This window comes from Enterobacter sp. RIT418 (assembly GCF_003057745.1).
GTDB lineage: Bacteria > Pseudomonadota > Gammaproteobacteria > Enterobacterales > Enterobacteriaceae > Enterobacter.
Genome location: NZ_QBJD02000007.1, coordinates 94,203 through 107,801, shown reverse-complemented (window position 1 = coordinate 107,801; position 13,599 = coordinate 94,203). Strand labels below are relative to the sequence as shown.

Below are 13,599 nucleotides of genomic sequence, written 5' to 3'. Positions count from 1 at the left end.
GAGGGGGAAAAGACGGCTCTGTGCAATCCCCTCTCCCCTTCGGGGAGAGGGTTAGGGTGAGGGGCGAGGGAATTACCCCTGCTCCCCCATCATCTCCTTCACCAGCTCGACGCAGCGCAGGAATCGGCTGTCGTAGTCTGACTCCTCAACGTGCACAAACTGCACGTTGTTTTCGTTGAGCATCTCTACCAGCATGGACTGGAACTCTTTTCTGTCCACCGAGCTGCCGAGGCTGCGCATGCCGTCGGCAACCCACGGGGTGTTGTTTTCCAGCAGGATCACCAGGTCGAAGCGGTATTCGTCGATCAGCGCCTGCACAAAAGGGTGCTCGCGCCCTTCGTACTTTTTACAGAACGCCTGGGTGGTCACGAAATCAGTATCGATAAACGCCACTTTGTTGGCGTATTTCACGGCAAAATCAATGTACTGGGCGTGTCCGAGCGCGATCTTGTCGTAATCGGAATACTGCAGCGCCATCTCGTCGCCGCCAAGATGCGAGAAAACGTAGTCGCGTCCGTACTCCCACGCGCTGGTGGTGTTAAAGATGTTGGCAAGCTTGTTGACCAGCGTCGATTTTCCGCTCGACTCGCCGCCCAGTATGGCAACCGTGCGCACGAAGAACGGCTTCACCTCGGTGGGAATGTAATCCCAGTAGCGGAACGGGTTTTCGCGGATCTGCGCCCCGCTGATGTTCATAAAGGTGCGCTTAGGATCGATCAGCACGGTTTCAATGCCCAGATGCTCGCGGAACTGCGGCGCGTCGGACTCTTCGGAGGTGTAAATCCAGTTAGGGGCTATCCCCTTCTCTTCCATAAACGCTTTTACGCCGTTGCTCCACACGTCCCAGCCGTGCGGATACGGCTCCATGCCCTCTTCGTTAAAGGCATGAATACGAATGTTTTTCTGGTATTTAAACGTCTGGAGCAGCCAGCGCAGGCGGTCTGACACCGTGGGCTGCTGCGACATGGCGCTGTCTTCGAACAGCTGGCGGTCGCGGGTTTCGTCGAAGCCCATAATGATGTGCAGCTCGTCGACCTGGCTACAGGCGCGCTGGATCAGATAAATATGCCCGGTATGCAGCGGATAGAATTTGCCGAACACCACGCCGATGTTCTTTTGAATGCGCGGAAACTCAAGCCCCAGAAAACGGTGCAGCGCTTCCAGCTTTTGCGCACTGGGGCTTTTGATTTTGGCGTTCAGGAGCTGGCTCAGGTAGCCCTTGGTCATGCCGCTGGCATCCGCCACCTGCTGCAGGGTGCAGCCTTTTTGGCGAATGGCGGTCTTGAGATAGTCAAATGTTGACATAAATTACGGTGCCTCCTGCAAAATCAAATTTACGTAATTATAAGTCGTCAAAGACATTTAACGCATCTGCGAGTTTTTTAACGCCGAAAACCTGCATCCCTTCCGGGATTTTCTTTGGCACGTTGGCGGCCGAAACGATCGCCCGGCGGAAGCCGTGCTTCGCCGCCTCGGAGATGCGCTCCTGCCCGCTCGGCACCGGGCGGATCTCACCGGCCAGGCCCACTTCGCCGAAGACCACCAGATCCTGCGGCAGCGGCCTGTCGCGCAGGCTGGAGACCATCGCCAGCAGCAGCGCCAGGTCCGCGCTGGTTTCGGTGACTTTGACGCCACCGACCACGTTGACGAACACGTCCTGATCCGCCATCTGCAGGCCGCCGTGACGGTGCAATACGGCAAGCAGGATCGCCAGGCGGTTCTGCTCCAGGCCAACCGCCACGCGCCGCGGGTTGCCCATCATCGACACGTCCACCAGCGCCTGAATCTCGACCAGCAGCGGGCGCGTCCCTTCCCACAGCACCATCACCGAGCTGCCGGAGGTAATTTCATCCCCGCGGCTCAGGAAGATCGCGGACGGGTTGCTCACCTCGCGCAGGCCCTGCTCGGTCATGGCAAATACGCCCAGCTCGTTTACCGCGCCGAAGCGGTTCTTGTGGCTGCGCAGGGTGCGGAAGCGAGAGTCCGCGTCGCCGTCAAGCATGACGGAGCAGTCGATGCAGTGTTCGAGCACCTTCGGCCCGGCCAGCGAGCCGTCTTTAGTCACGTGGCCGACCATCACAATCGCCACGCCGCGCGTTTTAGCAAAGCGCGTCAGGTAGGCGGCGGTTTCACGCACCTGCGCCACGCTGCCCGGCGAGGACTGAATGTCCGCCATGTGCATGACCTGTATGGAGTCGATCACCATCAGCTTCGGCTGCTCTTCTTCCGCAATCATGCAGATCTGCTCGATGCTGGTTTCCGAAAGCATGTTCAGGTTGCCGGTCGGCAGGCCCAGACGGTGCGCGCGCATTGCCACCTGCTGCAACGACTCTTCCCCGGTGACGTAAAGGGTCTTCATCTGCTCGGCGAGCTTGCACAGCGTTTGCAGCAGCAGGGTCGATTTACCCGCGCCCGGATTACCGCCGATCAGAATCGCGCTGCCCGGCACCACGCCGCCGCCGAGCACGCGGTCAAACTCTTTAAATCCGGTAGAGAAGCGCGGCAGTTCTTCCAGGCTGATGTCTGAAAGCTTCTGTACCTTCGACACGCCCGCATTGCCCGCATAGCCGCTCAGGCGCTCGTTGCGGGCCACGCTCGGCGAGGCCGCCACTCCGCGCACCTCGGTGATGGTGTTCCAGGCATGACAGGCGCTGCACTGCCCCTGCCAGCGCGGATAATCCGCACCACATTCATTACAGACAAATGCGCGTTTTGGAGCTTTCGCCACGGGTTACCTCGTTATTTCTGATTAATGCTGCCGGAGAGAATGCAGAATACCCCCATCAGGTCAGCGTGACGGATGGTGACTTCCGTCTTTTCATTCACTTTTGGCTTGGCGTGATAGGCGATGCCAAGACCCGCTGCCTTGATCATCGGCAGATCGTTCGCGCCGTCGCCGACAGCCACCGTCTGCGCGACGGGGATGTCATATTTTTCCGCCAGGCGCGTCAGGGTGTTGGCTTTGTATTGTGCATCCACGATGTCGCCAATCACCTGACCGGTCAGCTTGCCGTCCATGATTTCCAGCTCGTTCGCCACCACGGTGGTCAAGCGCAGCTTATCGCGCAGGTATTCCGCGAAGAAGGTGAAGCCGCCCGAGGCAATCGCCACCTTCCAGCCGAGCGTTTCGAGCTTCAGCACCAGCTGCGTCAGCCCCGGCATGAGCGGCAGTTCATCGCGCACCTGACGCAGAATGTTCGCGTCCGCCCCTTTTAGGGTTGCCACGCGCTGGCGCAGGCTGGCGGTAAAATCCAGCTCGCCGCGCATCGCGCGTTCGGTCACTTCCGCCACCAGCTCGCCGCTGCCCGCCAGCTTCGCGATCTCATCGATGCACTCAATCTGGATCGCGGTAGAATCCATGTCCATCACCAGCAGGCCCGGCGTTTTCAGATGCGGAATTTTGCCCAGCGGCGCGACGTCCAGCCCGGCGTCGTGCGCCAGGCGCGTGGCGCGCGGCGTCAGGGAGCCGGCCAGGCGAATAACCTGATAGTCTTCCACGCACCAGGCCGCAACGATCACCATCGCCGCGCCCAGCGTGCTTTGATATTGCGTCAGGCGCTGCTTATCCAGCCCGCGGCCATACAGCAGCCAGCCGCTACGACCGGCGTGGTAGTCGAGAGGCATCACCTCATCGCCACTTAACGAGAGCGGCAATCCTGGCCATAAAGAGACATCCGTTGGCAGGTCGCACCAGGTAATGTTCGGCATTGAAGCTCCTGTAAATTCGTTCGCGCCGCAAGGTCAAGAGGGAAAATAACGCATGAGGCTACCCTGTAACCATCACTTCTGGCAACATTAAGCCGTAAATTTTCAGCAGGTGGAATATGGCTCGAGCAAAACTAAAATTCCGGCTTCATCGCGCCGTGATTGTCCTGATCTGTCTCGCACTATTGGTGGTGCTGATGCAAGGGGCCTCCTGGTTTAGCCAGAACCATCAACGTCAGCGCAACCCGCAGTTCGAGGAACTGGCCCGCACGCTGGCGCGCCAGGTCACGCTCAACGTCGCCCCGTCGATGCGTACCGAAACGCCGGACGACAAGCGGATAGGCCAGGTGCTGCGCCAGCTTACGGAAAACAGCCGCATTCTGGATGCGGGCGTTTACGATGAACAAGGCGACCTGATTGCCCGCGCCGGTGAACACGTTGACGTGCGCGACAGGCTGGCGCTGGACGGCAAAAAAGCCGGGGGCTATTTCAACCAGCAGATCGTTGAACCTATTCAGGGGAAGAATGGTCCGCTGGGCTATTTACGCCTGACGCTCGACACCCACACGCTGCCGACCGAAGCCAAACAGGTCGATAACACCACCAATATTCTTCGCCTGATGCTGCTGCTTTCGCTGGCCATCGGCGTCGTGCTGGCGCGCACGCTGCTGCAGGGCAAGCGCACCCGCTGGCAGCAATCCCCCTTCCTGCTGACCGCCAGCAAATCCGTTCCAGAAGAGGAAGAGAGCGAGAAGAAGGAATAATGGTAAAGTAGGCAGATGATTCGGAATAAGGAAATCTGCCATGTCGACGCTACGCCTGCTCATCTCTGACTCGTACGATCCCTGGTTCAATCTCGCGGTGGAAGAGTGCATCTTCCGCCAGATGCCCGCCACGCAGCGGGTACTTTTCCTCTGGCGCAATGCGGACACGGTGGTCATCGGGCGCGCGCAAAACCCGTGGAAGGAGTGCAACACGCGGCGCATGGAAGAGGATAACGTTCGACTTGCGCGCCGCAGCAGCGGCGGCGGCGCGGTATTCCACGATCTTGGCAATACCTGCTTTACCTTCATGGCTGGCAAGCCGGAATACGATAAAACGATCTCTACCTCTATTGTGCTCAACGCGCTGAACGCGCTTGGCGTCACGGCGGAGGCCTCCGGTCGTAACGATCTGGTGGTCAAAACCGCTGAAGGCGATCGCAAAGTCTCCGGCTCCGCCTACCGTGAAACGATGGATCGCGGATTTCACCACGGTACGCTGCTGCTGAATGCCGATTTAAGCCGTCTGGCAAACTACCTCAATCCTGACAAGAAAAAGCTTCAGGCAAAAGGCATCACCTCGGTGCGCGGCCGCGTGGCGAACCTGGTAGAACTGCTGCCCGACATCACGCACGAGCAGGTTTGCGATGCCATCCGGGAGGCCTTCTTTGCCCACTACGGCGAGCGGGTTGAGGCGGAGGTCATTTCACCGGATAAGTCGCCTGACCTGCCCAATTTTGCTGATACCTTTGCGCGCCAGAGCAGCTGGGAGTGGAACTTCGGTCAGGCTCCCGCCTTCTCGCACCTTCTGGACGAGCGTTTCACCTGGGGCGGCGTGGAGCTGCATTTCGACGTGGAGAAAGGCCACATCACCCGCACGCAGGTCTTTACCGACAGCCTGAACCCGGCACCGCTAGAGGCGCTGGCGACACGTTTGCAGGGCTGTTTATATCGAGCGGATAAGCTTCAGCAGGCGTGCGACACATTAATTGCCGATTTTCCAGAACAGGAAACGGAATTGCGGGAATTATCGACGTGGATTGAACGGGCTATTAAATAATAATCTCGCGCCCGCCGTGTAAATACATGCATAAATGTATTTACACACCTTAGGAACTCTCAATATTCAATGAAGAGTTCCTAAATATCTAAATTACCCTTTCTCTTAATAAAATCTTCTCGCTTGTATTATGCAAGCAACACTCCATACAAATATATCCTATTTTAATTTATGGTTAAGGATTAACAATGAAAAAAATCGCTCTCGCGACGCTTGTTGCTCTGGCGTCGTCCGCCGCGCTCGCTGATTCCGTCGTCATGAAAGTAAAAGGCAAAATGAATAATGCCTCCTGTACCCCAACCTTAAGCAATGGAGGCGCCATAGATTTTGGCACCATTGCGCTGGATAAACTGTCCCCAACTGAGACCAACCAGATGGGCCATAAAGACATGTCTTTAACCATCAACTGCCCAGCCGCCACTAAGGTGGCCTGGAGCATCGCCGACAATAAAGAAGACTCCAACGCCGCAAACGACCTGAGCTCCAGCGAATTCGTTATTCGCGAAGCGAAAGATAACGGCGGTGACGTGTTCGGCGCCGGAACAACCTACGGCGTCGGTACCACTGCGGCGGGCGAGAAGATTGGGGCTTACGCGATCAGCACCCGCCTCAATGAAATCACCGCCAACGGCGTCCCGGCCCAGGCCATTTTTGCCCCATCGTGGGTTAATAGCCAGGGAGAATATATGTGGCGCCACCTGAGCTCTGGCGTGATTGCCAACGGCAATGCGGAAATAATGACGGCCACCCGGCCGGGAACGATTTCGCCGCTGCCGATCACGAATGTGGTTTATCCTTTCAAGGTGTCTCTGGCGATTGTTAATACGAATCGTCTTACCACTACCGATGAGGCGCAATTGAGCGGCGAAACGACCATTACGCTGCTTTATTTATAAAAACTTAATACATGATATTTTTTACGGCGGAATTTTTCCGCCGTTTTACGGCTAACAATAAATACATACACAAATGTATTCATTGATCAGTTAATAAAACTCAAACCGTAACGTAGAAAAACTAAATTCTTAATCACAGTAATGACCATTAGAATCTGCGCACTTGTTATTCATGCACTTAAGAATAGCAAGCGTAATTAAGAATAATTTTATTCAAACAAGCTCAACATTATTTCATCTTTATGGTTAAGGAAAAACGATGAAAAAGCATCTTCTTGCTGCGGTATTATCTCTGACCGCAACGGCAGCATATGCCGATCCTACTGCTATGCTGAAAGTCCAGGGCTCGCTGACCACTGCGGGCTGCGTACCGGAACTCACTAACGGCGGTCTGGCGAATTTTGGTGAAGTGGGTCTGGACTCACTCTCTTCAGCCGTGCCTTATCAGGCCGGTCATAAAAACATGACGCTGACCATCAAATGCCAGTCGGCCACGCGCGTTGGCTGGGCGATTAAAGACGATCGCCCAGATTCAAACCTGGGTGCGAAAACCCTCGCCAGCGAATTTTACGTTGAAAACGGCACCGCAAACGGTGGGAGAGCCTCCGGCGCAATGCTGAGCGGCGTAGGCAAAACCAGCGCGGGTGAAAACATCGGCGGCTACGCCGTTTCAACCGACCTCTCCGCCGTAACCGCCGATGGCGTTGCGGTGCAGCCTATCGCCAGCACGCTGTATAGCGGCGGCACCATCAGCAGCAAAAGCTGGATCAACATGTGGGCAACCGGCATCATTTACAACAACGGCAGCGACGTCATGACCGTCTCCGCGATGGGCGCTCGCGCACCGCTGGCCTTCACCAGCGCCAGCTTCCCGCTGAAGGTCGCCCTGGCTATTGGACCGAGCAAAAACCTCACCCTGACGGATAAAACCGATCTCGATGGTCAATCCACCATCACCCTGGTTTATCTCTGATTGAGATCTTCTTTGAAAAACGCCTCGCGTCCCGCGAGGCGTTTCTTTACTTCGCCGAACCCGTGAACGCTATGTCTACTAACCTGAAATCGTTGTCCTTAATGTCCGTACTCTACGTCGCCCTGTCATCCCCGCTGTTTGCAGCCGGCATGGTGCCTGAAACCACCCTGTTGATGATTGATGAAGCCAGCCATGGCGGCGTGATGAACGTCAAAAACACCGACACCATTCCTACTCTGCTCTATACCTCCATTGTTGATTCCGAAGATGATGTCGGGGTAAAGCTTACCGTGACGCAGCCTCTCGTCAGGCTTGAGCCAGGCCAGGAGCAGCAGGTTCGCTTCATTCTTGAAACCGACAAGCCGCTGACCGTGGAACATTACAAGCGCGTCATTTTTGAGGGCATTCCACCAAAGACCAGCGATAAAAACGTGAAGGTCGGGATCAATATTCGACAGAGCTTGCCGGTACTCATTCATCCTGAAACCCTGCCCGTTGTCACCGATGCCTGGACGCTGCTCTCCTGGTCCGTAGCGGGAAAGGAAGTGCAGGTGAAGAACAGCTCGCCGTATGTTGTTCGCTTCAACACCAACGTGACGCTTCTTCCTTCGCGCACGGAAGGCGTATTGAACAAAACGTTCATCCTGCCGGGCGAAACCATGAACGTGCAAATGGATAAACCCGCCGGCAGCGCAGACAACGCCGTAGAGTTTAGCCCTGCCAGCCGATACGGGATCGAAGTCGAAAACTACACCGCTCCGCTTAAGCGTTAATTGACGGAGACGCGTTGATGAAGGGATTCTTAGCGCATAACAGGCTGCAGCAGGCGGCGTTTGCTTCAGCCTTTCTGCCCGTCTTAACGCTGCACGCGGCCGAGCTGGACTTTAATACGGATATTTTGACAAACCGGGGTATCAGTACCAACCTCGCCCACTATTTCTCTGAGGCTCAGCGTTTCCTGCCCGGAAAGCATGCGCTGCAGGTCAAAATCAACGGCGTGGATAAAGGCATGCTGGCTGTCGAGATCGGTGAAGAGGGCCATCTCTGCGCGGATAATGATTTCACCGCAGCAACCGGCCTGCTGCCGCTGAAGCCCCGTCCGGATGAAACGTGCCACGACCTGCTGAAGGACTACCCTTCCGCCACGATCACCCCGAAGCCAAATACCGATTCTATCGAGCTGTTCGTCCCCGCAGAAGCCATGGATAACGGATTCTATTCCGCAAAATATTATTCCTATGGTGGGGTCGCGGGTCTGATCAACTACAGCGCCTTCAGCAATTACAACCAGTACGGCAGCAGTGGCAGCAGCACCTATACCCAGGGGAATATTGGCACCGGCATCAACGCGGCAAACTGGACCCTGCGCAGTCATTACATCCTCACGGATGATAACGGCCAGCGCAGCGCGGAGAATTTGTATACCTACGCAGAACACGTCTTCGAAGCGCGTAAGGTGCGCGCGCAGGTGGGGCAGATCAACGTCAGTTCGGCGCTGTTTAGCGGGGCGCAAATCACCGGGCTCCAGCTTTTGCCCGAAACGGGCCTCCAGCCGAATATTCCCTCGACCACCATTACCGGCATCGCCCGAAGCAATCAGGCCCGCGTGGAAATCCGTCAGTCCGGACAGGTGATTTACTCGTCAATGGTCAATGCGGGCCCGTTCACCCTGACGGACGTGCCGGTGGTGCGCGGCAACAGCGATCTCGACGTCAGCGTGATTGAAACGAATGGCGCAACCACCCGGTTTACGGTTCCGGCATCATCATTGAACCTCAGCGGATTCGCCCGCAGTGAGGGGCTGAGCCTGTCTTTGGGACGGGTCCGCGACAGCGGCAGTGCGGAGAGCTCCCCCTGGGTGTTCAACGCGTCAACCGGAACGCGGCTGGCCGCGCAGCTTTCTGGCGTAACCGCCGGCGTACTGGCGGAAAAGTATCAGGCGGCCGGCGGCATGCTGGAATGGTCAATCAACGACGACTGGATGATCTCCTCCACGGTGTTATTGAGCCAGTCTGACTTTTACGGCACTCAGCGCGGCGGCAAGGCCGAGCTGATGAGCAACCTTCTTCTCCCTTCCCAGCTTTCGCTGGGGCTTAGCGCAACGCAGTACCAGGGGGATTTCCGCGAGTTTACCGAAGCAATGGATGAGGGGGCGTTAAGCGCCCAGAATGCGTGGAGCGCAAACCTCAGCTGGAGCCACGATCTGCTCGGCGCCGTGTCTTTCCAGTACAGCGCCACGTCAGGCTATGAACAGGGGGATGACTCACGCTATCTGTTAGCCTCGTGGAGTAAGAGCCGAGGCCACGCGTCCCTTTCGGTCAACTGGCAGCACGCCATGAACAACAGCAGCGGCGACGATACCCAAAGCCGGGATGATGACCTGTTTTATGTCAACCTGAACCTGCCTTTTGGCGCAGAACGTATCAGCACCTATGTGCGCAGCCAGGGTGAAAATAAGACCTACGGCGCGCAGCTCAGCGGAAACGTCAGTCAAAACGTGAGCTACTCCCTCTCAGCCGATCGCGATCATAAAGATAAAAGCAACGCCTTCTACGGCAACCTCAACTCCAACCTGCATTACACGCAGCTCGGTCTTTCAGCCGGGGTGAGCGATGGAGATCAGCGCAGCTACAGCACGTCATTAAGCGGCGGGATCGCCCTTCACCGCCACGGCATGACCTTTACCCCCTACCCCATCAAGGAGACGTTTGGCATTGCGCGCCTGAGCGAACCGGAGAGCGGCATTGAGATCTCCACGCCGGACGGCACCGTCTGGACCGACTACTGGGGCCAGGCCGTGGTGCCCGGGCTGCGCGAATGGCAAAAATCACAGATTGTGATTAACACCGGCTCGCTGCCAAAAGGGATGGACCTGTCGAACGGGATTCAGTCCGTCTCGGCGGCCTACGGCTCGTTTGCGCAGGTTGACTTCAGGGTGCTGAATACCCGCCGCGTCCTGCTGGAGGTCAAACGAGAGAGCGGTGAATGGCTGGATCGCGGGCTAAGCATCGTCGACAGCAACAGTCACTACGTCGTCAGCGTGATGGATAACGGCATCGTCTTTATTTCCGACGCATCGGGCACCCCGGCGCTTTACGTTGTGGACGACAGGATGAACAGAATCTGCGAAATCCACTACTCCCTGAGCGATGAGAAAGATAAGGACGCGTATTACGAAAAAGCACAGGGCGTGTGCCGGTGAGGCTGGCCATCTTCAGTCGTGACGCGGAACAAACAGGATTCACTTTCGGGTGAGTAACCCGAGCGAATAAAAAGAAAATCAGTAAAACACCGTCGCTGTAAAGACGTAATGAAATGCTTATTTAACTCTATGTTAAGGAAAAAAAATGAAAAAGAGTCTTCTCTTTGCCGCACTGGCGTTGGCCGCCACCAGCGCCCAGGCTGATGAAGCCGCCGTCCTGAAGGTGCAGGCCTCGCTCACGAGCCTTCCCTGCACGCCGGAACTCAGCAATAACGGCGTGATCGATTTTGGACGCGTGGAGGTGGGCGACTTGTCGCAAACCGAGGCAACGCAGCTGGGTGATAAAAGCCTGAACCTGACCATCTCCTGCCCGACGCCAACCAAAGTTGGCTGGAGCATTGCCGATAACCGCACCGAAACCAACGCCAGCACCGGCGGCACCGCGAATCTGAAGGTGATGAACGCCACGGCCAGCGGCGATGCCCTGCGCGGCTCCACGGCCACCTTCGGCCTGGGCAAGACCCATGACGGTAAAAACATCGGTGCTTACGCGATTTATACGCGCACGGCTGAAGTCACCGCGAACGGCGCGTCTGCCGAACCTATTCGCACGGCAGCAACGGCAGGAAGAGGAGCCAGCCGCTGGCAGAAAACGAATACGGGAACTATCGCCAATAAGGATTTAGGACTGATGAGCGTAGCGCGGACGGGTAAAACCGAACCGATGTCGGTGACGCGCGTTACCTTCCCGCTTAACGTCTCGCTGGCGGTGGAAAGCCTTAAGAAGCTCTCGTTGACGGAACGTACCGAATTTGATGGTCAGGCAACCATCAGCGTGGTGTACCTGTAAAGAAAAACCGGGCGGCGAAGGCCGCCCGACTGCACAACATTACTCTTTATCGCCCAGCAGAACGGATTCCAGCGCGATTTTGATCATGTCGTTGAAGGTGGTCTGACGCTCCGCGGCAGTGGTCTGCTCGTGGGTACGGATGTGGTCAGATACGGTGCAGATGGTCAGCGCTTTCGCACCAAACTCAGCCGCCACGCCGTAGATGCCCGCCGCTTCCATTTCCACGCCCAGGATGCCGTACTTCTCCATCACGTCGAACATTTCGCCGTCAGGAGAGTAGAACAGATCGGCAGAGAACAGGTTGCCCACGCGTGCGTCAACGCCCAGCGCTTTTGCCGCGTCAACCGCGTTGCGCACCATGTCGAAGTCTGCGATGGCGGAGAAGTCGTGATCCTTAAAGCGGATACGGTTTACTTTGGAGTCGGTACATGCGCCCATGCCGATAACCACGTCGCGCAGCTTAACGTCCATACGCACCGCGCCGCAGGAGCCCACGCGAATGATTTTCTTCACGCCGAAGTCGGTGATCAGCTCTTTGGTGTAGATGGAGCAGGATGGGATGCCCATGCCGTGGCCCATAACGGAGATCTTGCGGCCTTTGTATGTCCCGGTGAAGCCCAGCATGCCGCGAACGTTGTTCACTTCACGCACGTCTTCGAGGAAAGTTTCCGCAATGTGCTTCGCGCGCAGCGGGTCGCCCGGCATCAATACGACGTCAGCGAAATCACCCATTTCTGCATTAATGTGAGGAGTTGCCATCTTCAGTTCCTTTTCATTTTTAAATTCTCCCTCTCCCTGTGGGAGAGGGTTGGGGTGAGGGCATTAGACCGCACCCGTGTTTCTCGTGGGAGAGTGCCGGGGTGAGGCCATCAGACCGCACCCAAAATGATTCAGAACATAGCCTTGCCATATTCCATATCGGACGTACCAAAGTATTTCGCAATCGTCTGGCCGATGTCCGCGAAGGTTTCACGGTGTCCCAGCGAGCCTGGTTTGACTTTCGGGCCGTACACCAGCACCGGAATATGCTCGCGGGTGTGGTCGGTACCGGTCCAGGTTGGGTCGCAGCCGTGGTCAGCGGTCAGGATCAGAATGTCGTCTTCTCCTACCAGCTCCATCAGCTCCGGCAGACGGCGGTCGAACAGCTCCAGACCGGCAGCATAGCCCGCCACGTCGCGACGGTGGCCCCAGGAGGAGTCGAAGTCGACGAAGTTGGTGAAGACAATGGTCTTGTCGCCCGCTTCCTTCATCTCTTTGATGGTCGCATCAAACAGCGCGTCCAGACCGGTGGCTTTCACTTTTTTGGTAATGCCGCAGTTAGCGTAGATATCCGCGATTTTACCCACGGAGACCACGTGGCCGTCTTTCTCTTCGACCAGCTTTTGCAGCACGGTAGGCGCCGGTGGCTCAACGGCCAGGTCATGACGGTTACCGGTACGCTGGAAGTTACCCGCCTTGTCGCCGATAAACGGACGCGCAATCACGCGGCCAATGTTGTAACCGCCTTCGGTCAGCTCTTCACGGGCGATTTCGCACAGCTCGTAGAGTTTATCCAGGCCAAATGTTTCTTCGTGGCAGGCAATCTGGAATACGGAGTCAGCGGAGGTGTAGAAAATCGGCTTACCGGTTTTCATGTGCTCTTCGCCGAGCTGGTCCAGGATCACGGTACCGGAAGAGTGGCAGTTACCGAGGTAGCCCGGCAGGTTGGCGCGCTTCACCAGCTTGTCCAGCAGCTCCTGCGGGAAGCTGTTCTCGTGATCGGAGAAATAGCCCCAGTCGAACAGCACCGGCACACCGGCAATTTCCCAGTGGCCAGACGGGGTATCTTTACCGGAAGAGAGCTCGTGAGCCCAGGCGTAGGCGCCCACCACTTCCGCGTTGCCGTCCATACCGGCTGCGATTTTACCGGTAGAACCTTCATGCGCCTTCACCAGACCGAGGCGGGTCAGGTTTGGCAGATTCAGCGGGCCTTTACGACCGTTGTCCGCTTCGCCCTTCGCACAGGCTTCCGCGATGTGGCCCATGGTATCGGAACCCACGTCGCCAAAACGTTCTGCATCTTCGGTTGCGCCGATGCCGAATGAGTCCAGCACCATAATAAATGCACGTTTCATAATTGTTCTCCGTACTCAGTGCTTAAAAAATAGGGATC

The 13,599-nt window shown here is 56.9% G+C and carries 12 protein-coding genes; 7 read left to right on the top strand and 5 right to left on the bottom strand.

The features are described from left to right. Positions 1-72: 72 nt before the first annotated feature. From nadR to serB, 3 genes are read right to left on the bottom strand one after another with little or no spacing between them, the layout of a single operon-like run. Positions 73-1,305, bottom strand: a complete 1,233-nt coding sequence (gene nadR, locus DBY73_RS10215) for a multifunctional transcriptional regulator/nicotinamide-nucleotide adenylyltransferase/ribosylnicotinamide kinase NadR (protein ID WP_112011041.1) — start codon at positions 1,303-1,305, stop codon at positions 73-75. Between the two features lie 37 nt (positions 1,306-1,342). Further along, a complete protein-coding gene (gene radA / locus DBY73_RS10210) occupies positions 1,343-2,728 on the bottom strand; it encodes a DNA repair protein RadA (RefSeq protein ID WP_112011040.1) in 1,386 nt (461 codons plus the stop codon). A gap of 11 nt (positions 2,729-2,739) precedes the next feature. Further along, positions 2,740-3,708: a phosphoserine phosphatase gene (serB, locus tag DBY73_RS10205; RefSeq protein WP_112011039.1), complete on the bottom strand. Its 969-nt coding sequence runs from the start codon at positions 3,706-3,708 to the stop codon at positions 2,740-2,742. A gap of 116 nt (positions 3,709-3,824) precedes the next feature. Here serB and DBY73_RS10200 point away from each other — a divergent pair, with 116 nt between their 5' ends. From DBY73_RS10200 to DBY73_RS10170, 7 genes are all read left to right on the top strand, one after another. Then, entirely contained in the window at positions 3,825-4,469 is a 645-nt protein-coding gene (locus DBY73_RS10200) for a YtjB family periplasmic protein (protein WP_112011038.1), read from the top strand. 40 nt (positions 4,470-4,509) lie between these two features. Next, positions 4,510-5,526 carry a lipoate--protein ligase LplA gene (lplA, locus tag DBY73_RS10195; protein WP_112011037.1) on the top strand — a complete coding sequence of 339 codons (1,017 nt, stop codon included), beginning with the start codon at positions 4,510-4,512 and terminating at the stop codon, positions 5,524-5,526. Between the two features lie 188 nt (positions 5,527-5,714). Continuing rightward, a complete protein-coding gene (locus DBY73_RS10190; protein ID WP_112011036.1) occupies positions 5,715-6,422 on the top strand; it encodes a DUF1120 domain-containing protein in 708 nt (235 codons plus the stop codon). 259 nt (positions 6,423-6,681) lie between these two features. Beyond that, entirely contained in the window at positions 6,682-7,395 is a 714-nt protein-coding gene (locus DBY73_RS10185; protein ID WP_112011035.1) for a DUF1120 domain-containing protein, read from the top strand. 71 nt (positions 7,396-7,466) lie between these two features. Continuing rightward, a complete protein-coding gene (locus DBY73_RS10180; protein WP_112011034.1) occupies positions 7,467-8,168 on the top strand; it encodes a fimbria/pilus chaperone family protein in 702 nt (233 codons plus the stop codon). Positions 8,169-8,185: 17 nt separating this feature from the next. Then, positions 8,186-10,597, top strand: a complete 2,412-nt coding sequence (locus DBY73_RS10175) for a fimbrial biogenesis usher protein (protein ID WP_112011033.1) — start codon at positions 8,186-8,188, stop codon at positions 10,595-10,597. A 145-nt stretch (positions 10,598-10,742) separates the two neighbouring features. Beyond that, positions 10,743-11,447: a DUF1120 domain-containing protein gene (locus DBY73_RS10170; RefSeq protein ID WP_112011032.1), complete on the top strand. Its 705-nt coding sequence runs from the start codon at positions 10,743-10,745 to the stop codon at positions 11,445-11,447. A gap of 39 nt (positions 11,448-11,486) precedes the next feature. Here DBY73_RS10170 and deoD read toward each other — a convergent pair whose 3' ends face one another. Both deoD and deoB read right to left on the bottom strand, forming a co-directional pair. Next, positions 11,487-12,206, bottom strand: a complete 720-nt coding sequence (gene deoD, locus DBY73_RS10165) for a purine-nucleoside phosphorylase (RefSeq protein ID WP_065357047.1) — start codon at positions 12,204-12,206, stop codon at positions 11,487-11,489. Between the two features lie 131 nt (positions 12,207-12,337). Continuing rightward, complete coding sequence (deoB, locus tag DBY73_RS10160; protein ID WP_112011031.1) at positions 12,338-13,561, bottom strand: phosphopentomutase; 1,224 nt, start codon at positions 13,559-13,561, stop codon at positions 12,338-12,340. Positions 13,562-13,599 lie beyond the last annotated feature (38 nt).

Bases quoted from the DNA above. Each gene is read 5' to 3' on its own strand.
- DBY73_RS10175 (WP_112011033.1), top strand. From the start codon at position 8,186: ATGAAGGGATTCTTAGCGCATAACAGGCTGCAGCAGGCGGCGTTTGCT.
- DBY73_RS10190 (WP_112011036.1), top strand. From the start codon at position 5,715: ATGAAAAAAATCGCTCTCGCGACGCTTGTTGCTCTGGCGTCGTCCGCC.
- deoB (WP_112011031.1), bottom strand. From the start codon at position 13,561: ATGAAACGTGCATTTATTATGGTGCTGGACTCATTCGGCATCGGCGCA.
- nadR (WP_112011041.1), bottom strand. From the start codon at position 1,305: ATGTCAACATTTGACTATCTCAAGACCGCCATTCGCCAAAAAGGCTGC.
- DBY73_RS10200 (WP_112011038.1), top strand. From the start codon at position 3,825: ATGGCTCGAGCAAAACTAAAATTCCGGCTTCATCGCGCCGTGATTGTC.
- deoD (WP_065357047.1), bottom strand. From the start codon at position 12,206: ATGGCAACTCCTCACATTAATGCAGAAATGGGTGATTTCGCTGACGTC.
- DBY73_RS10170 (WP_112011032.1), top strand. From the start codon at position 10,743: ATGAAAAAGAGTCTTCTCTTTGCCGCACTGGCGTTGGCCGCCACCAGC.
- DBY73_RS10185 (WP_112011035.1), top strand. From the start codon at position 6,682: ATGAAAAAGCATCTTCTTGCTGCGGTATTATCTCTGACCGCAACGGCA.
- serB (WP_112011039.1), bottom strand. From the start codon at position 3,708: ATGCCGAACATTACCTGGTGCGACCTGCCAACGGATGTCTCTTTATGG.
- DBY73_RS10180 (WP_112011034.1), top strand. From the start codon at position 7,467: ATGTCTACTAACCTGAAATCGTTGTCCTTAATGTCCGTACTCTACGTC.
- lplA (WP_112011037.1), top strand. From the start codon at position 4,510: ATGTCGACGCTACGCCTGCTCATCTCTGACTCGTACGATCCCTGGTTC.